The sequence below is a fragment of the Kluyvera sp. CHPC 1.2972 genome (assembly GCF_036759925.1).
In the GTDB taxonomy this organism is placed as follows: domain Bacteria; phylum Pseudomonadota; class Gammaproteobacteria; order Enterobacterales; family Enterobacteriaceae; genus Kluyvera.
Window position 1 is genome coordinate 11691 of sequence record NZ_JAPKIB010000024.1, and the last position, 19048, is coordinate 30738.

At 58.7% G+C, this 19048-nt stretch carries 18 protein-coding genes; 9 read left to right on the forward strand and 9 right to left on the reverse strand.

Features of this window, described 5'->3' with window-relative positions:
* Positions 1-90: 90 nt before the first annotated feature.
* Positions 91-2631, reverse strand: coding sequence for a penicillin G acylase (locus tag V6944_RS21990; protein WP_333500523.1), 2541 nt, complete (start codon positions 2629-2631; stop codon positions 91-93).
* A 222-nt stretch (positions 2632-2853) separates the two neighbouring features.
* Between V6944_RS21990 and V6944_RS21995 the strand changes: the two genes are divergently transcribed.
* The gene (locus V6944_RS21995) at positions 2854-3597 is read left to right on the forward strand and encodes a helix-turn-helix transcriptional regulator (RefSeq protein WP_333500524.1); all 744 of its coding nucleotides are present in this window, start codon (positions 2854-2856) and stop codon (positions 3595-3597) included.
* Between the two features lie 47 nt (positions 3598-3644).
* Positions 3645-4289 (forward strand): LysE family translocator, encoded by a 645-nt coding sequence (locus tag V6944_RS22000; protein ID WP_333500525.1) that lies wholly within the window; start codon positions 3645-3647, stop codon positions 4287-4289.
* Between the two features lie 40 nt (positions 4290-4329).
* On the opposite strand, the gene V6944_RS22005 is transcribed toward V6944_RS22000, so the two are convergent.
* A complete protein-coding gene (locus V6944_RS22005; protein ID WP_333500526.1) occupies positions 4330-4494 on the reverse strand; it encodes a DUF1127 domain-containing protein in 165 nt (54 codons plus the stop codon).
* Between the two features lie 178 nt (positions 4495-4672).
* Here V6944_RS22005 and V6944_RS22010 point away from each other — a divergent pair, with 178 nt between their 5' ends.
* A complete protein-coding gene (locus tag V6944_RS22010; RefSeq protein WP_333500527.1) occupies positions 4673-6085 on the forward strand; it encodes an aminotransferase-like domain-containing protein in 1413 nt (470 codons plus the stop codon).
* Positions 6086-6263: 178 nt separating this feature from the next.
* Here V6944_RS22010 and V6944_RS22015 read toward each other — a convergent pair whose 3' ends face one another.
* A complete protein-coding gene (locus V6944_RS22015) occupies positions 6264-6572 on the reverse strand; it encodes a helix-turn-helix domain-containing protein (RefSeq protein WP_333500528.1) in 309 nt (102 codons plus the stop codon).
* A gap of 292 nt (positions 6573-6864) precedes the next feature.
* On the opposite strand from V6944_RS22015, the gene symE reads away from it, so the two are divergent.
* Positions 6865-7203, forward strand: a complete 339-nt coding sequence (gene symE, locus V6944_RS22020) for an endoribonuclease SymE (RefSeq protein WP_333500529.1) — start codon at positions 6865-6867, stop codon at positions 7201-7203.
* A 65-nt stretch (positions 7204-7268) separates the two neighbouring features.
* Here symE and V6944_RS22025 read toward each other — a convergent pair whose 3' ends face one another.
* Positions 7269-8213 (reverse strand): TauD/TfdA dioxygenase family protein, encoded by a 945-nt coding sequence (locus V6944_RS22025; protein ID WP_333500530.1) that lies wholly within the window; start codon positions 8211-8213, stop codon positions 7269-7271.
* Between the two features lie 207 nt (positions 8214-8420).
* Between V6944_RS22025 and V6944_RS22030 the strand changes: the two genes are divergently transcribed.
* The 5 genes from V6944_RS22030 to V6944_RS22050 all read left to right on the forward strand — a co-directional run bounded on the left by V6944_RS22030 (position 8421) and on the right by V6944_RS22050 (position 11371).
* Complete coding sequence (locus V6944_RS22030) at positions 8421-8663, forward strand: DUF2164 domain-containing protein (protein ID WP_185668202.1); 243 nt, start codon at positions 8421-8423, stop codon at positions 8661-8663.
* Positions 8660-9130 (forward strand): GNAT family N-acetyltransferase, encoded by a 471-nt coding sequence (locus V6944_RS22035; protein WP_333500531.1) that lies wholly within the window; start codon positions 8660-8662, stop codon positions 9128-9130. The genes V6944_RS22030 and V6944_RS22035 overlap by 4 nt, the downstream gene beginning before the upstream one ends.
* A gap of 77 nt (positions 9131-9207) precedes the next feature.
* Entirely contained in the window at positions 9208-10359 is a 1152-nt protein-coding gene (locus V6944_RS22040) for a double-cubane-cluster-containing anaerobic reductase (protein ID WP_333500532.1), read from the forward strand.
* An 11-nt stretch (positions 10360-10370) separates the two neighbouring features.
* Complete coding sequence (yjiL, locus tag V6944_RS22045) at positions 10371-11129, forward strand: putative 2-hydroxyacyl-CoA dehydratase activator YjiL (protein WP_442910765.1); 759 nt, start codon at positions 10371-10373, stop codon at positions 11127-11129.
* On the forward strand, positions 11126-11371 hold the full coding sequence (locus tag V6944_RS22050) for a DUF3343 domain-containing protein (RefSeq protein WP_333500534.1): 246 nt from the start codon (positions 11126-11128) through the stop codon (positions 11369-11371). The genes yjiL and V6944_RS22050 overlap by 4 nt, the downstream gene beginning before the upstream one ends.
* Before the next feature lie 85 nt (positions 11372-11456).
* Here the strand turns inward: V6944_RS22050 and bglB are convergent, their stop codons facing one another.
* The 5 genes from bglB to V6944_RS22075 all read right to left on the reverse strand — a co-directional run bounded on the left by bglB (position 11457) and on the right by V6944_RS22075 (position 19048).
* Positions 11457-12533, reverse strand: coding sequence for a beta-galactosidase BglB (gene bglB, locus V6944_RS22055; protein ID WP_333500535.1), 1077 nt, complete (start codon positions 12531-12533; stop codon positions 11457-11459).
* Positions 12530-14941, reverse strand: coding sequence for a hypothetical protein (locus V6944_RS22060; RefSeq protein WP_333500536.1), 2412 nt, complete (start codon positions 14939-14941; stop codon positions 12530-12532). The genes bglB and V6944_RS22060 overlap by 4 nt, the downstream gene beginning before the upstream one ends.
* A 238-nt stretch (positions 14942-15179) precedes the next feature.
* Positions 15180-16850 carry a hypothetical protein gene (locus V6944_RS22065; protein ID WP_333500537.1) on the reverse strand — a complete coding sequence of 557 codons (1671 nt, stop codon included), beginning with the start codon at positions 16848-16850 and terminating at the stop codon, positions 15180-15182.
* Between the two features lie 79 nt (positions 16851-16929).
* Entirely contained in the window at positions 16930-17991 is a 1062-nt protein-coding gene (locus V6944_RS22070; RefSeq protein WP_123651571.1) for a DUF2955 domain-containing protein, read from the reverse strand.
* On the reverse strand, positions 17981-19048 hold the full coding sequence (locus tag V6944_RS22075) for an HlyD family secretion protein (RefSeq protein WP_333500538.1): 1068 nt from the start codon (positions 19046-19048) through the stop codon (positions 17981-17983). The genes V6944_RS22070 and V6944_RS22075 overlap by 11 nt, the downstream gene beginning before the upstream one ends.

Genomic DNA, 19048 nt, shown 5'->3' on the forward strand with positions numbered 1-19048 from the left:
CCATACCCCGTAGCCCGGCCAAGCGAAGCGACGCCGGGAGCGGCGCGGTGCAAATCCCGGCGTCGCTGCGCTCGGCCGGGATACGTTGGCTTATCGTTTTACCTGCAGGACTTCCTGGGATTCCTTATGTGTATCAACCTCTTGTGGCGTTAACCACAGCGGTTTACGCCCAAAGGTTTCGTACATCGTCAGCTGATCGTCATAGTGTTTATCCACTTTGCCGTCTGGGGCAATAAACCCGCTTTGACCCGGCGCGACCACATCCCAGGCAAGCACCGGGCTTTTGCTGGCCGACGGTGAGAACACGATCATGTCGTTTTCCGTGCCGCGGTTCTGGTACTCCGCCTGATGACGCGCTTCCTCTGCCGCCGCCTGCGGCACGCCGAAGAAGTTATTGGCCCGGAAGGTCAGCGCCATCGCCGGGGTTTTCCAGCCGTTCAGGTCATTACCGTAGTGCGTTGACAGCGTCTGCCAGGCATCGTCCAGCGCCGCCAGCACCACCTCCTGCTGCGGTTTTCCACCAAACAGATCGACCGCCTGCGGAATCGGCGACTTCTCGCCCTGCAGCGCTTCATAGAGGATCTTCGCCCCCACGCTGATGTTCAGCGAGCCGGTTGGACCGTCCTGCGTCGTCTCATAGCCGCTGGCGCTGTACCAGTCGCCAAACGGCTTCGGCACCGCCGCGACAACCGTACGCTTGAGCATACTGGTCAGCCAGGCGTTCAGGATCGCGGAACCTGGCTGCTGATAGGTTTTACCACCTTCACTCAGCAGGTTGGTGCCATCCCAGCCCACCAGTTTATCCACCAGCTGACGACGTGGGTCGCTCACCGGCAGGCTCGCCGTCGCGTCCTTCAGTGCAGGCAGGAACAGTCGCAGGTTCAGATCCTGACGGCTGGTTTTGCGGATCACGTCCCAGGCCTGGTCAGCGGTAAAGCGCGGCTGTTTATCAAGAATACGGTCAATCTCGGTTACGCGATCCGCGCCGCCCCACAGGAAGGCAAACAGATCGGACGCTGGGTAATCTTTTTGCGGCGAGTTGTTCCAGTTGGCGATATAGCCCGACGGCGGGTTATACACCTTCGGGTTCAAATCGAAGGAGAGCAGCCCTTTCCAGTCCCATTTCCCGGTGCCGGGCACCGGCAGACGCGGGTCGTGCCCCGGCTGGCGGTCGGGATACGCGCCGGTGTGCACATAGCCGATATTGCCGTTGACGTCGGCGTAGTACCAGTTGATGGTCAGCGCCTGTTTTGCCGCCTGCTGCGTCCACTCCTGCCAGTTTTTGGCCTTCATCTGGTGGGTCCACGCCAGCAGCGATGCCACCTCTTTGCCGTCCCACGCGCGCGCTTTGGCGTAGGCCGTTTCGGTAGCAGGGTCGGTTTGAATCACGTTGCCGTGCAGGGTACGCCAGACGGTAAAGGTCTCCGGCTGGCCGTCTTTGACCTTAATGGTCTCTTCGCGGCTCAGCATTTTCACCCACTGGCCGTTGTGCTGGTAATAGCCGGGTTTATCCTTCGACAGTTTTTCGGCAAAGATGTCGACATCATCGCCGAAACCAGCGGTAGAACCCCATGAAATTGTGCCGTTATGACCAAACACCAGACCAGGGTAGGCGAACGGTGTATTCCCGGTGACGTCATAGCCCGCACCGTGCAGGCCAATGCCGTAGGTATAGGCAGGCGCATACCAACCAAACTGCGGGCCGTTGACCATAATGGCCTTCGCATCCTGCGCTTTGCTTTTGCCGATCACCCACATGTTGCTGGTTGTAGGGTAGCCCGCCAGCCCGTTGGCTCCGCTCTGCGCAAACTGCGCGGCGATGGTTTCGCGGTTCTGCCCCGCCGTCAGCGCCAGCAGCGCACCGTCGGCACCTTTTGCTGGCCTGTCGAGCATCGGTGCCGGGCGATCGTAGCGCGGCAGGAGCGCTGCCGTTTGTGCGTTCTTAAGGTCGAAGGTGAGCGGGTAGTGGCTCTCCTTAGGAGAAATGGTGGTGGGTGCAGACGGGTTCACCAGCCATTTCAACTGGTCAAAGACCGCCATCCCCTGCTGTTTGCCGTATTTGTCTTTGAGCGCCGTCAGCAGCGCCAGGTTATCAATTTCGCTGGTGCTGTCAGAGAAACGGTTCGCCATGGTGCCGACAAAAACCATCGCTACATCAAAAGGCTGCCAGTGCTGTGGGGCGAAACCGAAGGTAGAAAACTGCTTTGGCAGCAGCTTACCGGGGTTAGCGTTCACCTTATCAATCCAGGCGTTCATACCGTCGGCATAGCCTTGCAGGATAGACTTATCCTCCGGCGAGAGCGCGGCGATCTGCGCCCGAATCGAGTCCGGCCAGTAGTTCTGGCGAATGTCCTTATCAAAGCGCACAAACGATTTGCCGAGCACTTCAGAGACCGTGCCCTGAGTACTGCGCCGCGCCATCTCCATCTGGAACAGGCGATCCTGCGCCACCACGTAGCCATAGCCGTAAAACAGCCGATAGGTATCATCGGCGTAAATATGCGGCATGCCGTATTCATCGCGAACAATCTTGACCTCGGTCTGGGTGCCTGCCGCCAGCGCGGAAAGGCTCCAGGAACACATCAGGGAAGCAGCAACATAGTTCACGATCATACGATTTGTATTTTTCATTGTATCCTCTTGCAGGTGTATGATTAGCGAATTGATACTAGCTTCTAAGCGGTATTTATCTATCTCATGTGAATGATTTCAGTGCAAAATGTGAGTCTGATATCAGTTATTTGATACATAAAATTACTTAATGCGATCTAAAACGAATCGTTTAATTTTCATCCATCCCTGCCCGCTTTCCCCTGATGTGGTATAAAAATAAAAAACCGCCGGGACGAACGAATGACCACACCACGCGATATTCATCAGACCTTCACCCGACAGCCCGGACTGGAGCGGCGCAGCACCTGGCAGAGCACGCAGGCCTATAAGCGTCACAGCCACCCGCTGCTCTCAATCGGGGCGATTGTGGAAGGCGGAACGCGCTGCGTCTGCAATGGGCAGGAGTACCTTTTATCCCCCGGTGACCTCATCGTGATCCCCGCCAACGCGCCACACAGCTGCAACCCGATACAGGGGAAACCGCGCAGCTACCATATGCTCTATATCGACACCCCACAGCCATTAGCCCAACAGGTAGTTCACCACGACGCGCTGTTCCGTCTGTATCTCAACGTTGTCGAGCAGATGTCCGCTGACGCGCTAACCGCGCTATTATCCGCGCTTTCCCTGAACGCTCACGCCGGGGAAACGCTGCGCGCCACCAGCCAACAATTACAGCAGGCGCTGTTGGCTGACCCCGTCTCTCCGCCCTCCCTTGATGAGTTCGCCGCGCGCTTCTCGCTGCGCAAAGAGACCTTAATCCGGACGTTCAAGCAGGATACGGGCCTGACGCCCGGTAGCTTTCTCAACAATTCCCGGGTGGAGTTAGCGAAAGCACGCCTGCGGGCCGGGGACGAGATTGCCGACGTGGCCTACCAGACCGGCTTCGCCGACCAGAGCCATTTCCACAAAACCTTCGTCAGCTACACAGCCGCCACGCCGCGACAATACGCGTTGGGTCAGTCAATATCTGACAATAATTAACGCGTTCACCAGCATACGCTGACCTCACGTTTTTCATTGAGGTCGCTATGGAACAGGTCACATCGTTATTTCCTCCGGCGTTTCCCGCACTGGCGTTGGCGCACTTTATGGCGCTGCTCAGCCCGGGTCCGGACTTCTTTTTGCTGATTGGCTACGCCATCCGCTATCGGCTGCGCGGCAGCATGGGGCTGTGCTTTGGTATTGCGGCGGGGAACGGGCTGTATATTTTACTGGTGGTAATTGGCTCGGGGCTGCTGCGCCAGGCGCCGCTGCTTTTCACCCTTATCGAACTGTTAGGCTCCGCCTATCTGCTCTGGGTCGGCATCCAGCTACTGAAAAGCCGCGCCGGGAAACGGGAGTGGCAACATACCGCATCATCATCACGACCTTCGCTCGTCAAACAGCTGTTATTAGGATTAGGTTCTTCGCTACTCAATCCAAAGAATGCGCTGTTTTATCTGGCGCTGATGACGGCGCTGCTGGGCCCGGATGTGACCGTGGCGCAGCAGGCGATATGCGGCGTCTGGATGACCAGCGTTGTGCTGCTATGGGATCTGCTGTTGATCGTGCTGATCGCACTGCCTCAGGTTCAGCGCCGTTTGGGCAATCTTGTCTGGAAAATTGAACGGGCCGCCGGTGGCATACTGATCGGTTTTGGCGGCTGGATCCTGTGGCAATTTGTCGCCAGCTAAAACGATGGCGGGCGACGTGTCTTAACACGCCGCCCGTATTTTAACGCAGCTCATTGCGTCGCAGTCCAATATCTCTTAACTGTTCGTCGCTCATTCGCTGCAATATGCGGCGCGTTTGCTGCTGTATCCACCATTTTTTGATAAAACGTCCCACCAGCACAAAGCCGATAAAAGGCTGTCTCGCCCTGTTCTCGTGAAATTCCATACTCCACCTCCTCACCTTGTCAGAGGCTTTATCTTCACGGATTTCAGGCCTTGCAATACAGATTCAAAAAACACTTTTCTTTAACATACAGATTCGCTAAAACGGTATCTGCGTGCGGTTTTTCTCGCCTGACTGTACTGGTTTTTTCATCTGTATGGCGAAAACTGAGGATACAGCGATGACGCGTTACCAACATCTGGCCAACCTGCTGGCCGAGCGGATTGAACAAGGGCTGTATCGTCATGGCGAGAAGCTGCCTTCCGTGCGCAGCCTGAGTCAGGAGCACGGCGTCAGTATCAGCACCGTACAGCAGGCGTATCAGACGCTGGAGCAGCGCCAGCTGATTACCCCGCAGCCGCGTTCCGGCTACTTCGTCGCGCCGCAAAAAGCCCAGCCGCCGGTACCACCGATGTCGCGCCCGGTACAGCGCCCGGTGGAGATCACCCAGTGGGATCAGGTATTGGATATGCTGGAAGCCCGCGGCGATAAATCAATTATCCCTTTCGGCGGCGGCTCACCGGACGTCACCCAGCCCAGCCTGAAGCCGCTCTGGCGCGAGATGAGCCGGGTGGTACAGCACAACATCGTTGATGTGCTGAGCTACGACGAACTGGCCGGTCGCCGCGAACTGCGCGAGCAGATCGCCCGCCTGATGCTCGATGGCGGTTCGGTGGTGACCGCCGACGATCTGATCATCACCAGCGGCTGCCACAGCGCGCTGTCGCTGGCGCTGCTGTCGGTATGCCAGCCCGGCGACATTATTGCCGTTGAATCGCCCACCTATTACGGCACCATGCAGCTACTGCGCGGTTTAGGGCTGAAGGCCATTGAGATCCCGACCGATCCCAATACCGGGATCAGCATCGAAGCGCTGGAGATGGCGCTGGATCAGTGGCCGATCAAAGGGGTGATCCTCGTCCCCAACTGCAACAACCCGCAGGGCTTTATCATGCCCGACGCCCGCAAGCGCGCGGTGCTGAGCCTTGCCCAGCGCTACGATATCGTGATTTTTGAAGATGATATTTACGGCGAACTGGCGACCGAGTATCCGCGCCCGCGCACCATCCACTCATGGGATATCGACGGCCGGGTGATGCTGTGTAGCTCATTTACCAAAACCATCGCCCCCGGCCTGCGCATTGGCTGGATAGCGCCGGGCCGCTATTACGACAAGCTGTTGCAGATGAAATACGCCGCCAGCGGCACCAACGTGCCCTCGACCCAGCTTGCCGCCTCTAACTTTATCCGCGAAGGCCACTACCACCGCCACGTGCGGCGGATGCGGCAGATCTACCAGCGCAACATGGAGATCTACACCTGCTGGCTGCGCGAGTTCTTCCCCTGCGGGATCTGCGTCACCCGCCCAACCGGCGGCTTTATGCTGTGGGTGGAACTGCCCGAGCAGGTGGATATGGTCTGCGTCGCCCAGCAGCTGTGCCGGATGAAGATCCAGGTGGCGCCGGGATCGCTGTTTTCCGCGTCGGGGAAGTATCGGAACTGCTTGCGGATCAACTGCGCGCTGCCGCCGATTGAGAAACATCGGGAGGTGATGGTGCGGTTGGGGGAAGCGGTGAAGGTGGCGATGGAGTGAAGGTCGGTCTCAGACTGCTGACAAACCTAAAAATAGCACGGACGGTTCCCTCGCCCCTCTGGGGAGAGGGTTAGGGTGAGGGGAAATTTGTTAATGTAGCAACGAGTTATCACCCTCACCCCGGCCCTCTCCCTGAAAAGGGAGAGGGAGAAAAGCGGCCCTCATTCGTTTATAGCGGTTAAAGGAACCACTCTGGTTTCACGCCAAAACGCGCGGATAACGCCTTAATGTGAGCGATAGTCAAAGAACGCTGGCCGGATAAGATCTGACTCACCAGTGACTTAGAGCCGATCTCCTCTTTCAGAACTGCGTAAGACAGCTTGTGCTGGTCAATCAAAGTGCGCAGCAGCGCAACGCCGACCGGCATCTCAGCGACGGCTTTGTTGAATTCCGCAACGCGTTCGCTGTTATCTTCGTCGTTCTCGATCAGGTAGTCCACCAGCGCCAGAGCTTCGCGGTAATCGCTCTCTGCAGCGTTCGTGAGCATTCTTTATTCTTCCTGTAATAGCGGATTAAATTTTCGTATTCTGCGCGGGTAGTAATATGCTTCACAAATATTATTGCCGGATGGCGCCTTGCTTATCCGGCCTACTTTATATTTCCCTTCGATTTAATTCCCGTATTTATATTTCCAGTTACGTGTTTATTATTGTCTATTTTTAGCTGGCTTTATTTTTATTTACTGGTTATTTTTACAGGTGTTATTTATCGCAAGACGCCCGTGGTGGAACACGAGCGCCTCGCTAATCACAATCACTATTGGAATAGGAATAGAGACCATGACTACCACGCATTCTATTGCAGAATTCAACGATCCAGAAGTCTCCCCAACAAATAACCGTCACCTTACCGTGAGTTATGCGAGTCGTTATCCGGATTATACCCGCATTCCCGCGCTCACCATGAAAGGCCAGTGGCTGGCAGCCGCCGGTTTCGCCACCGGTACCGAGGTGGATGTGAGGGTGATGAACGGCTGTATTGTGATCACCGCAAAGCAACCAGAGCCTGAATTAACACGCTCTTTGCGTCAGGTGGGTAAGTTATCTGCACGTAAGCAAAAGCAGGTGCAGGAGTTTATCGGGGTGATTTCGAGTAAGCCTCGCCGACGGGAAGCGTAAGGTCAGTTTGCGCGATTGAGCGCGTGTTATTGCCGGGTGGCGCTGCGCTTACCCGGCCTGCAATTCTACGACGCCTTACCCACTGCACCTTCCCCATTAGCCGCATCCTGCGGTCGTGAAACCGTGCGGCTTTTACTGCCATCTACCCCAACCGCAATCTCCCCTTCCACCGTCACCCGGCGCACCACGCGCGGCTGGGTGCCGTAGTCGTTCACCGCGTAGTGCTGGGTGCTGCGGTTGTCCCAAATCACCACGTCGTCCTGCTGCCACTGCCAGCGCACGGTGTTGTCGAGACGGGTGATGCGGTTTTGCAGCAGCTCGAATAGCTGCGCGGATTCCCGCGAGCTGAAGCCCACCAGCCGTTTGACGAAATGCCCCAGCAGCAGCGCGCGTTCGCCGCTGACCGGGTGGACGTGCACCACCGGGTGCTCGGCTTCCCACAGGGATGAGACGAACACTTTCTGGTGATGCGCCAGGCGGTGCGTTTCGACGACGACGCGCTCGGCACCGTAGTCATAATCGTTGCTGTGCACCGCGTGCAGGGTGTCGACGAAGCGCTTAAGCGTCTCCGGCAGTTGTTCGTAGGCGCGGGCGGTATTGGCCCACACGGTGTCGCCGCCGTATTCCGGGATGGTGACGCCGCGCAGGATGGAGATTTTCGGGAAGGCGTCAACGAAGGTGACGTCGGTGTGCCACGAGTCGGCGCGTCCGCCGCCTTTGGAGGCGTCCAGTTCGAACAGTTTGGTGCCTTCCGGGGACGGGACCGTTGGGTGGGGAACAATCTTGCCGAAGCGCGCGCCGAAAGCCTGATGCTCGGCATCGGTCAGATGACCTTGCTGGCGGAAGAACAGCACTTTGTATTTGACCAGCGCGGCGTCGAGCTGGGCGAAGGTGTCGGCATCCAGATCGGCGGAGAGGCGAATGTCGCGGATCTCCGCGCCAATGTTGCCCGCCACGCGGCGTACGTTCAGTAAAGGAAAATCGGTATCAGCAGTGTTCACAGCAGTCATGATTGCGCCCCTTTAAAATCGTCAGAAACCCGAATATAGAAATATTCCACCGGGTCACAAAGTCGAGTTTGTGATATTGATAGCTGCCACTTGGGATTGCATTATTCGGCATCGAGCCGCCCCGGGGTCGGCGTAAACGCCTCGCCCGGGCTACCAACTTGTAGCCCGGCCAAGCGCAGCGCCGCCGGGAATGACACAGGAGTCTTTATGAGCACGGAAATCAACCTCACCCCCGCCGAGCGCGAGAAGCTGCGCGATCAGCTAACGGATTACTGCGCCAAACAGTTCGACCTCGAGCTGGAGCAGTTCGACGCGGAGTTCTTTATCGATTTTATTATCGAGAAGCTGGGGCCGGCCTTTTATAACGCCGGGATTGATGAGGCGATTCGCACCCACTTTGCGTGGAGCGAGCGCATTCAGGAAGAGATGGATCTGAAGAAAATTCTATGAGTTCACAGCACGCTATTCGCTCTTTACGCGACCATCCCGAGCAGATGGAGGCGGTTATCGCCTATTTCCAGCAGCAGTGGGCCTCGGAAGCCTCGATGATGGTTTACGACGACGCGCTGCGCCGCACGCCGGGGGCGAAAAACCCGCTGCCGCAGTGGTACTGGCTGCAGGATGGCGAGCGGATCATCGGTTGCGCGGGCTTGATTACCAACGATTTTATCAGCCGCGGCGAGCTGTACCCGTGGCTGTGCGCGCTCTATATCGAGCCGGCGTATCGTCGGCAAGGGCTGGCGCGGCGGTTGATTGAGCATATCGCGCGGCACGCCCACACGCTGGGGTTTAGCCAGCTGCATCTGTGCACCGACATCGACGGGTTTTACGAGAAATCAGGGTTCATATTTAACGGGTTAGGCTACCATCCGTGGGGAGAATCTTCGCGGGTCTACAGCCGAGAGCTGGGGGTATGATCAACAAAACCATATTTTAAATAGGGGTATAATGGCGACTTATTTTATCGTCTCCCGTGTTACGGGGAAGGAAAATCATGTCGCTTATCACCGATCTACCCGCCATTTTCGATCAGTTCTCCGAAGCCCGGCAGAAAGGCTTTCTTACCGTCATGGATCTCAAAGAGCAAGGCACGCCTCTGGTCGGCACCTACTGCACCTTTATGCCGCAGGAGATCCCGATGGCGGCGGGCGCGGTCGTTGTGTCACTCTGCTCTACGTCGGATGAAACCATCGAAGAAGCGGAGAAAGACCTACCACGCAATCTGTGCCCGCTTATCAAAAGCAGCTACGGCTTTGGCAAAACTGACAAATGCCCCTACTTCTACTTCTCCGATCTGGTGGTCGGTGAAACCACCTGCGACGGCAAAAAGAAGATGTACGAGTACATGGCCGAGTTTAAGCCAGTGCACGTAATGCAGTTGCCGAACAGCGCCGCCGACGCGGCTTCCCGCGCGCTGTGGAAGGCGGAAATCCTGCGTCTTCAGCAGGTGGTTGAAGCACGTTTTGGCACGCAAATTTCCGAAGCATCGCTGCGCGAGGCGATCGCCCTCAAGAACCGCGAGCGCCGGGCGCTGGCCAACTTCTACCGCGTCGGGCAGCTCAATCCACCGGCATTAAGCGGCAGCGACATTCTGAAAGTGGTGTATGGCGCAACCTTCCGCTTCGATAAAGAGGCGCTGATTGATGAGCTGAACGGCATGGCCGAGCGCGTGCGTCAGGAGTGGGAAAGCGGCAAGCGGCTGGACGCGCGCCCGCGCATTCTGATCACCGGCTGCCCGATCGGCGGTGCGGCGGAGAAAGTGGTCAAAGCCATTGAGGACAACGGCGGCTGGGTGGTGGGCTATGAAAACTGCACCGGTGCGAAGGCCACCGAGCGCTGCGTGGACGAAGACGGCGACGTCTACGACGCGCTGACCGATAAATACCTCGCCATCGGTTGCTCGTGCATCTCACCCAACGACCAGCGCCTGACCCTGCTCAGCCAGATGGTTGAAGAGTATCAGGCCGATGGCGTCGTCGATGTGATTTTGCAGGCTTGTCATACCTATGCCGTTGAATCAATGGCAATTAAGCGCCACGTACGCCAGCAGAACAACATTCCCTATATCGCCATCGAGACCGACTACTCGACCGCCGACATTGGCCAGTTGAGTACCCGTGTCGCGGCATTTATTGAAATGCTGTAGGAGCGCTTGTGATGTTTTCAATAGGCATTGATTCAGGCTCCACTGCGACCAAAGGCATTTTGCTGGAAGACGGCGTGATTCGCCGCCGCTTCCTCACACCCACGCCGTTTCGCCCCGCCGATGCGATTGTTGAGGCATGGGAAACGCTGCGCGCCGGGCTCGAAATGCGGCCATTTTTGACGCTTACCGGTTACGGCCGCCAGCTGGTTGATTTTGCCGACAAGCAGATGACGGAAATATCCTGTCACGGGCGCGGCGCACGGCTGCTGCTGCCGGAAACCCGTACGGTGATTGATATCGGCGGTCAGGACAGTAAGGTGATTCAGCTGGATGAGGATGGCAACCTCACCGATTTCCTGATGAACGACAAATGCGCGGCAGGGACCGGGCGCTTTCTGGAGGTGATTTCCCACACACTGGGGGCCAGCGTCGAGCAGTTGGATGCGCTGACGGAAGGGGTTGAGCCGCATGCCATTACCAGTATGTGCACGGTGTTTGCCGAATCCGAAGTGATTAGCCTACGCTCCGCGGGCGTCCCGCCGGAGGCGATTCTGGCGGGGGTGGTTAACGCGATGGCGCGACGTAGCGCCAACTTTATTAGCCGACTGTCGGCGCAAGGGCCGCTGCTGTTTACCGGCGGCGTGAGTCACTGCGCGGCGTTTGGGCGGATGCTTTCAGAGCACGTGAACATGCCGGTGCACACGCATCCCGACGCGCAGTTTGCCGGGGCAGTTGGCGCGGCGATGATTGGGCAACGGATGAGAAAATGACGGAGTATCTGTTTTTGTTCCACTCGACGCTGGGCGTGATGCAAACCCGCAAAGCGCTCCAGGCCGCAGAGATATCCTTCCGGGTGGTGGATATTCCGCGCCAGCTTCGCGGCGGCTGCGGGCTGTGTATTTATCTGCATTGCGAGGAAGGCAGCGAGTTACGCTGGGTGATGCCCGGCGCAACGGAGAGTATTTATCGCTGCGGCGAAGGGTTTGTGTTGTTGCATACGTTCCCAGGGTAGTTTGGTGTTTTGCCGGGTGGCGGCTGCGCCTTACCCGGCCTACAAACTGCGACGTAGGCCTGATAAGCGCAGCACCATCAGGCAATTAGCGGCACCATTTCTCCTGCTGTAACTCCAGTAATAACAGCATCATCAGCGCCTGCGCATACGGCACCGGGGCCATGGCGATATCGCAGTAATATTGCAGATCCGGCCCGACCATCGTCCCTTTCGACGCTTCCAGCAAGATCCCATCGTCGATTCTGTCGCGCAGCGCATGCCAGGCGCGCATCGCATGATCGGCCACCTTCTCGTCGAGGATCCCCATCCGCACGCCGCGCAGCATGCCGTAGGCGATCCCCGCCGTAGCGGAAGATTCCTGCGGCGATAACGGATCGTCGAGCAGCGTGTGCCACATGCCGTTGTCGGCCTGCAGTTCGCAGAGCGTGTTCACCTGACGCGCCACCACCACCGAAAGGTAGCGCTTCACGCTGGCATCCAGGCTGTCGCCGAGCAGGGCGATAAATTCCGGGATCGCCACGGTGATCCACGCGTTGCCGCGCCCCCAGAACGCTGCCGAAAAATGGTGTTTGCCGACGAACGTCCAGCCGTGATACCACAGGCCGCTCGCCGGTTCGCACAGGTATCGGGTGTGCAGCAGGAACTGGTATGAGGCTTCGTCGATCAGGTCTTTGCGCTTCAGCACCACGCCCGCCGTGCCGAGGAACAGGCAGGTCATAAACAGCGTGTCGTCCCACAGATGTCCGGTGTTCGGCTGCTCTTTCACCACGTGCTGGAAGCCACCCTCTTCGGTTTTTGGCAGAGTACGCAACAGCGCATCGGCCCAGTCGTTCACCACCTTCAGCAGATCGCCTCTCCCGGTGTGCCCGGCCACCAGCGCGAGCGTGATCATCGGCGCAGTGGTGTTGATCTGAATTTCCGGCAGCCCTTTCGCCAGCTGATCTTCATACCAGGTGAGGATCGACTGCTGGAGGCGGGCATCATTTTGCTGGCGCGCATACTGCCAGAAGCCGTACAGGCCGACGCCCACTTCCCATTCCCACTCTTCAAAGTGGATGGCAAAGCCCTCGTCGCCGCGGGTACCCACTTCACCCATATTTTTCAGGCGGCAGAAGCCCTGAACCACCTGCTCCAGCAGGCCGTTTAATGCTGCATTGTTCATTGCGCGTCTCCTGACAGCGTGACCTGAATTTCATTGCCCACCAGCGTCGGGAACGCGGTGGCCTTGCCGTTGTGCTGGCAGTTACCCTGCCCGTCGAGCTGCATCTGCGTGTGCTGGCTATCTATCACCCGTGCGATGTCGCCTTGATGTTCAATGCGCAGCGCCTGAACGCGCTGGCAGAAGGCGCTAAAATCACCCTCGCCCACCTCCAGCCACCACGCCACACGGCGGCCTTCGGCGCGCACTTCATCGCCGTTGATGGTGAGCGGCTGTGAGCACAGTACGGCGGCAAAGGCGTTACCCGCCCGCACGGCAAAGCCCTGCGCCAGCGGGCGAACGTCATCAAAAGCTTCGGCATGAAGATGCAGATGCGTCCAGCCCAGCGCATCACGCTCGTCCAGTTGCCACAGCAGCATGGTCTGATTCTCCACCTGCATCACGCGCGGCAGCACGCCGTTGCCCGCCCAGAAAGAGGGACGCGCTTCGCTGCCCGGGGCCACGTCGCCCGGATGGTTTACCCACAGCCGCGCCTCGGGACGCGCGGCAAACTGCACATCCACCAGGTGCTGCTGATGCCCGCGCTCGCCGCTGTGGTGATCCACGCAGCTCGAGAGGCTTACCGCTGGCTGTTTCCACGCCACAATATTGCCGCCGCCGCACTGATAGTGGGCGCTGAGCATACCGTGGGTTAAGCGCGCATAGCGTGCCGACTCCAACGGCGGCACGTAGTCGCTCAGGCAGAAAAACGGCAGCGAGGCGCACTTGCGGTTGACGTGCCCGCCGCCCCAGGCCACGTGGCCAAAAGCGGAAAGCTCGGTCATCTGGCCTGCCAGCAGCTCTTTTTCATACACCCGGCCCATGGTGCCCGCAGCAATGCCGGACTGGTAATGCAGCGCGCTGGTCTGCATCAGGCGGTCGATTAAACGCTGAGCGCGCTGGCGCAACGTAGCATCGTCGGCCAGTTGGTAGAGCGCGAACAGGCCGATGTAGTCCACCGGGTAGTACGGCGCAGAGTTCCACTCGACAAAGCCCTGCTGCTCGACAGCATCAAACCAGGCGTTCAGGCGCTGGGCAGCCACCGCCTGTTGCTCGCGACCCGTACGGCCAGAGGCAATAAAACGATCCTCCGGGAACATCTGCCCGGCCAGATACTGCGCGGTGTGGAAGCAGAGCGCGTGGTTTTCGCTCCAGTACCACATCACGTCGTTGCCCAGTTCGTCGTACCAGTAGCGATAGCCGACAATGGCGGAGCGTACGCGCTTCCACAGCACCGCCGGGAAGTGTTCGCCGTGGAAGTCATGCCAGATCCACAGCAGCGGCACCATCGAGAAATCCGAACAGTCCTGACGGGCGCTGATACGTTGCAGGGTGCGAATCAGCAGGTTCTGCGCCAGCGAGCCGGTATCACCCACGTGCAGCATGGCGAGCAAACGTCCGGTGCGCGGTACGCCGTGCTCGGCGATGTAGCTCAGGGCCACGCGTTTGCGGGTCTCCAGCACGCCTTCACCACCGGGCAGCGCCTCCTGGGGCAGCACGGTGACGCTAAGCGCGCGGCTCATGGTGACATCCCCCAGCGAGGCGGTCAGTATCAGGCGGTAGTGGCCCATACCGATAGAGGCGGGAAGCGGAAGCGCTAGCTCGCCGTTACCGGTGGCGACCAGGCCGAAATCCAGCGGGATCGTTGGAATGCAGTCGTTGCCGAGGCTGTGCACCGCGCCGCGCAGCGTCAGGGTTAGATTCGCCGGGCAGGCCAGCGCCAGGCGCTGGTCGCGCACGGTGATGGTTGCGGGCAGCGAGCTCATAAACTGCGCCAGCGCTTCCACATACGCTGTATCCAGCGTCGGCAGCCCTGCCTCAAGCGGGTGCTCGCCAAGATAGATCATGCGGAAGGCAAAAATGGTGTCGCGTTCAAACAGCTCGTCGAGGTGAATAAGCAGCGCGTTCTCCCCCTGCAGCAGAGGAATCTCCACGGCCTGCGTTTGCAGCGTATTACGGGTAAACGGTGTGAAGCAGACGGCCTGCTCGTCGCCGCTCCAGATACGCACGCCGCCGCAGGTGGCAATCTCGAAAGGGTAGCGACCGGTTTGCGGTGCATGCAGGGTGACGCGCAGCCAGCGCTGGCTGTGGGTGGCGACGGGCTGCACGCCCGAAAAGGTCACGGTATCGCTGTGTCCGGTCCAGGTAACTTCGCTTGCCGGTAACGCCTTCTCTGGCGATACGGCGCGCTGCGCAAAGTCACGACGGAAGATGTGCCGACAAAATGCGTCCTCCGCCGGGCCTTTGCCGTTGGCGAACCGATAGTCCATCGGCTCATCGATCGCTTCACCCGTAAAAAACTCCGCAAACCGCTCATTGTGCGGCAGTGACACCGTAAAACGCGTCAGCGCTTCGCCCGCAACCAGCCTCATTATGCTTTCCTCAATAACCGCTAAGTAATTGCTCGTTATTCTCTGGAAACGGTATGCCGCAGGCTACGCGGATAAGGGCGGGGTTTTGCGGAACTGCCCGGTCATTCACAATCCTGACCGGGCGCGGGGATAAAACGTGATGAATATCACATGAAGAGAGTCAGTCACCTGCGATGAAACGGGGAATTTCACGTTTCACGGTTGCGGCGGTTGAAAGCATGGTGATCGCCATCACACTTTACCCTTTCAACTGCGTCAGTTCGTGGCTCAAGCTGTCGGCCAGCATGCGCACGCGGGTCGGGTCGAACATCACGTGCAGCCCCGGCGACGCGTCGGTGTGCAGGGCGCAGAAGCTGTCCATTTCCGCCGCGCAGCGGTACAGCTCCTGGATATTGACCTGACAAATCTCGCGCATGCTCCAGCTGTTTTCCACCAGCCGCGCAAAGTGGAGGGTGAAGAAGGCTTTCTGGGCGTGGCGGAACAGCAGGCAGTAGAGGTCGAAGCCCTGCCACTCCTCCTGCCAGCGTTTTTGCAATGAATACGGGAACGCCGCGCGGTCGGCAAAGGCCAGCGCCTGTTCGCGCAGCGTCACCGCCGCCTGCCAGGCACCGTCTTTCTCTTCGGCAATCAGCGACAGGTTGCGCCCGGAGGTCTCAACGTCGCTGGCACTGAAGAAGATGTCGCGCTCAGAGCCCGGCAGCCAGTGGTTGCGGTTGAGCTGGCCGTACAGGCTCCAGACCGCCTGGCCGTAGCTTGCCGGCACCTGGCTGTGACGATGGAAGACGTGATCGCGCACGTAGATGGCCTGATACAGCACCTGTCCGGCCTGCGCCATCAGCGACTGAAATTCCTCAAACGTCGCCTCATCGGGCCGCCAGCCGTAGCATTCATCCAGCCAGTGCGTCAGCAGCGCTGCACGGGTCAGGTGTTCATTTTCCCGCGAGAGGATCTGGCTACAGGCCACCAGGTTGCACTCGCTCAGCGTGCCGATCACCCAGTGGTTATCGACCCCTTCCCAGCTGGTTTTGCACACCGCGCCGTTAATGCTGGTATTGCCCCGGCACCACAGCAAGCGCCCCTGAAGTTCGTCGATACGCGGAAACGGAAACACGCCCCAGCCCACCTCTTCACCCACCAGATCCAGTTCCACCCAAACATCGCGATTTTCTACGTCGAGCAGCGCCGGGTTATTGGGGAACGTCGGCCAGAAACGCTCCGGCGTGAGTTTTATCGACACCGACACGCATTCCGGCAGGGTGCGAATCGCCTCCATCACGTTGGCGATGTCGTGGTTGCCCGCCGGGAAGGCGCGCAGCACCAGATGTTTGTTCTCGCGCATCATCGCCCGCGCCATGGCGCTAAAACACTGGGTATAGCGCGACAGGCTGCGCGGGTCGATGTGCGGCGAGGGGTCGTCCTGCCCGGTCAACTCCCAGTTGGGGCGAGAGACCGGCAGCAGGCCGTCGGTATTGGAGAGCGCCACCAGCAACCCGCTCATGGCGGGAATTTGCTGACACAGCAGCATGAGTTTATCCGCCAGATACTGACACCAGAATTCCACGTCAAAACGAATGCTGCCGTCTTTATCAATCAGCTGCGGGTGCGCCGCCAGCAGGTCGGCGGGGAAACTGAGTTCTTTGGCCTGGAGGTAAAAACGCAGCCCCTGTTTGTGGCAATAACCGGCAAGACGGTTGAGGTAGACGCAGCGGGCGCGCTGCTGGCTGGAGAGACGATCGTTGTACTGGTGCGGCGTGTAGCCCTTCGGCGAGACCAGCTTGTCGAACAGGTCGACCTGGCCGACAATCACGGTATTAAAATCATGGCGAGCGGCCCACTGCACCAGCTCGCAGGCTTTCTCCCAGTTCCAGAACTCTTGATTATTCAGTTCCAGCGCACGCGTTTTCCACATCGTCTTCTCCCTCACGCCACCGTGGCGAGCGGCTATTGTTAGCACAAATGGGGGAGAAGAATCAGCGTCCTGAAGTGCGCTACTTCACAATAAAGCGCGTTGGGGCGAAACAGTTGAGCAGGCGATGCAGGATAAATACCATCGTCAGGGTCGCCAGCAGCGAGATGGTCACCGAGGTGGCGCGATACACATCGCTGAACACCAGATCGCCGTCCGGCTGTAGATTCTGACCAAACATAATGCCGATGGTGGTGATACTGGCGAAACCAACGCCCGCCCCCACTTTTTCCATCACGTGCAGCCGTGCGCTGAATGCCAGCCCTAAGCCGATAAGCGGCATCATCAACAGCATATGGCTGCTGTGATCGTAGAGGATCAGCTGTATCACCAGAATGTACAGGCAGGCCAGCACCACACCCGCCACGCGCCAGATGGAGCTGATCACCGCGCCGCGATAGTGCATCGGGAAGAGGATCAGGATCCCGGCCATCAGCGCCGAGAGCGAATCGCTCAGGTCGCTCACCTGGAAGACGATAAAGATAATCGTCGCCACCGTGCCGGACAGCAGCGATTCATGGCGCACCCGCGCTGCATCTTTTTCAATCAACGGCGGCGGCTTACGCGGTTCGGCATCCGGGATCAGGTAATGCATCAGCGCGCTCAATGCCACCGCCATCACGCTGGCCTCAATATTGGAAAACAGCAGCGTGTGCCAGTTGGCGGAAGGGTAGCTCATAAAGTTGAGCATCACGCTCTGGCAGACCACGCCCATCGAGCCAAACAGGAACAGCGGTCCCTGGCTCATAAAACGAAAACGCACCACGTACAGCGCAAACACTACCGCCGTCATGATAACCGGCCATTGGCTGAGATAGCCGATGATCAGTACCATTTCGAGGCAGTTCAACGACGCACTGAAGATAAACTGCTTGGCGACGTGGCGGTTAAATACCGGTACTAAAGACATTAACAGCAGCGGGTAAACGACGAAGAACACGCCGTAGTGAGTATCGTAAAACGTCGAGATACTCAGCGCCACCATACCGGCAAAGGCAATGCGCAAGGTCTGACGGAAATCATTCGCCGTGTAGACGATGTTGCCGTGAGGGGTAAAGACCTGCGCGAGGGTTTTAATAGACATAGTGCAACCAGCTAATCAGGTGGATTTGCAGCCCTGAGAAGAAGCGGGCAAAGCCGCCCTCGCTGTTATACAACTGCACCGTGGCGCGCGCGCCGGTCGGCAGGGTTTTATCCAGCGGTTCGTTCAGCGCGACGTGAATGCGCATACGCTGCGCGTCACGCACCCAGCGGGTGGACTGCTCCGGCTGAGACAATTCACCGTTCACCGCTTCCTGGCCGGCGAGGATCCCCGCATCGCTGCTGGTGACCTTCGCGGCAAACACCTGACCCGGCAGCGCATCAAACACCACCGCGGCATCGGTCCCCTGTTTGGTATGACGCAGGCTCTTTTCGCGGAAGTCGGCCACGATATCGGTTTTCTGATTCACCACCGCCATCACCGCACTGCCCGCCGAGGCATACAGGCCGGGGCTAAGCTGGAGGTTACTGACGGTACCGTCCGCTTCGGCGCGGATTTTGGTCCAGTCGAGGTTGAGCTGGGCTTCCCGCAGCGCCGTCTGATACTGCTGGAGAGTGACGTTGTGGCTATCGTCACGCTCGCCGCGCTGAATTTGCAGGTTATGAATGGAGGCGTGCAGCGCGCTAACCGACTGCTCGCTGGTCTGCCAGGTGGTGCGAACTTTATCGAGATCTGACTGCGAGACGTTCTGCATCCGGCTCAGGCTCTGGTAGCGATCGTAGGTCACGCGGTCGTTGCGGGCCGTGAGCTGTGCGGTCTTGAGGTTCGCTTGCGCGGCAGCAATCTGGGCATCAAGCTGCTGATTGCTCAGCTTGGCCTGCGCCAACGCTAACGCAGCGGAATCGACCTTATTCTGGAATGGGGTTGGATCCAGTTCATACAGCAGATCGCCCTTTTTCACCGTGCTGTTGTTGTGCACGTAGACCTGTGAAACGTAGCCGGAGACGCGCGAAGAAATAGGCGTCACGACGCGCATCACCGTGGAGTCCGGCGTCAGCGGGATCCAGATATCGGCAACGATAAAATAGAGAAACATCAGCAGGAAAGAGGCAATACTGACCCTTACCCAGCGGGCAAACTTCTGTTCTGGCGTCATCAT

What these genes read in the sequence shown, in the direction of transcription:
- V6944_RS21990 (WP_333500523.1), bottom strand. Translation starts at nt 2,631, where the DNA reads ATGAAAAATACAAATCGTATGATCGTGAACTATGTTGCTGCTTCCCTG.
- V6944_RS21995 (WP_333500524.1), top strand. Translation starts at nt 2,854, where the DNA reads ATGACCACACCACGCGATATTCATCAGACCTTCACCCGACAGCCCGGA.
- V6944_RS22000 (WP_333500525.1), top strand. Translation starts at nt 3,645, where the DNA reads ATGGAACAGGTCACATCGTTATTTCCTCCGGCGTTTCCCGCACTGGCG.
- V6944_RS22005 (WP_333500526.1), bottom strand. Translation starts at nt 4,494, where the DNA reads ATGGAATTTCACGAGAACAGGGCGAGACAGCCTTTTATCGGCTTTGTG.
- V6944_RS22010 (WP_333500527.1), top strand. Translation starts at nt 4,673, where the DNA reads ATGACGCGTTACCAACATCTGGCCAACCTGCTGGCCGAGCGGATTGAA.
- V6944_RS22015 (WP_333500528.1), bottom strand. Translation starts at nt 6,572, where the DNA reads ATGCTCACGAACGCTGCAGAGAGCGATTACCGCGAAGCTCTGGCGCTG.
- symE (WP_333500529.1), top strand. Translation starts at nt 6,865, where the DNA reads ATGACTACCACGCATTCTATTGCAGAATTCAACGATCCAGAAGTCTCC.
- V6944_RS22025 (WP_333500530.1), bottom strand. Translation starts at nt 8,213, where the DNA reads ATGACTGCTGTGAACACTGCTGATACCGATTTTCCTTTACTGAACGTA.
- V6944_RS22030 (WP_185668202.1), top strand. Translation starts at nt 8,421, where the DNA reads ATGAGCACGGAAATCAACCTCACCCCCGCCGAGCGCGAGAAGCTGCGC.
- V6944_RS22035 (WP_333500531.1), top strand. Translation starts at nt 8,660, where the DNA reads ATGAGTTCACAGCACGCTATTCGCTCTTTACGCGACCATCCCGAGCAG.
- V6944_RS22040 (WP_333500532.1), top strand. Translation starts at nt 9,208, where the DNA reads ATGTCGCTTATCACCGATCTACCCGCCATTTTCGATCAGTTCTCCGAA.
- yjiL (WP_442910765.1), top strand. Translation starts at nt 10,371, where the DNA reads ATGTTTTCAATAGGCATTGATTCAGGCTCCACTGCGACCAAAGGCATT.
- V6944_RS22050 (WP_333500534.1), top strand. Translation starts at nt 11,126, where the DNA reads ATGACGGAGTATCTGTTTTTGTTCCACTCGACGCTGGGCGTGATGCAA.
- bglB (WP_333500535.1), bottom strand. Translation starts at nt 12,533, where the DNA reads ATGAACAATGCAGCATTAAACGGCCTGCTGGAGCAGGTGGTTCAGGGC.
- V6944_RS22060 (WP_333500536.1), bottom strand. Translation starts at nt 14,941, where the DNA reads ATGAGGCTGGTTGCGGGCGAAGCGCTGACGCGTTTTACGGTGTCACTG.
- V6944_RS22065 (WP_333500537.1), bottom strand. Translation starts at nt 16,850, where the DNA reads ATGTGGAAAACGCGTGCGCTGGAACTGAATAATCAAGAGTTCTGGAAC.
- V6944_RS22070 (WP_123651571.1), bottom strand. Translation starts at nt 17,991, where the DNA reads ATGTCTATTAAAACCCTCGCGCAGGTCTTTACCCCTCACGGCAACATC.
- V6944_RS22075 (WP_333500538.1), bottom strand. Translation starts at nt 19,048, where the DNA reads ATGATGACGCCAGAACAGAAGTTTGCCCGCTGGGTAAGGGTCAGTATT.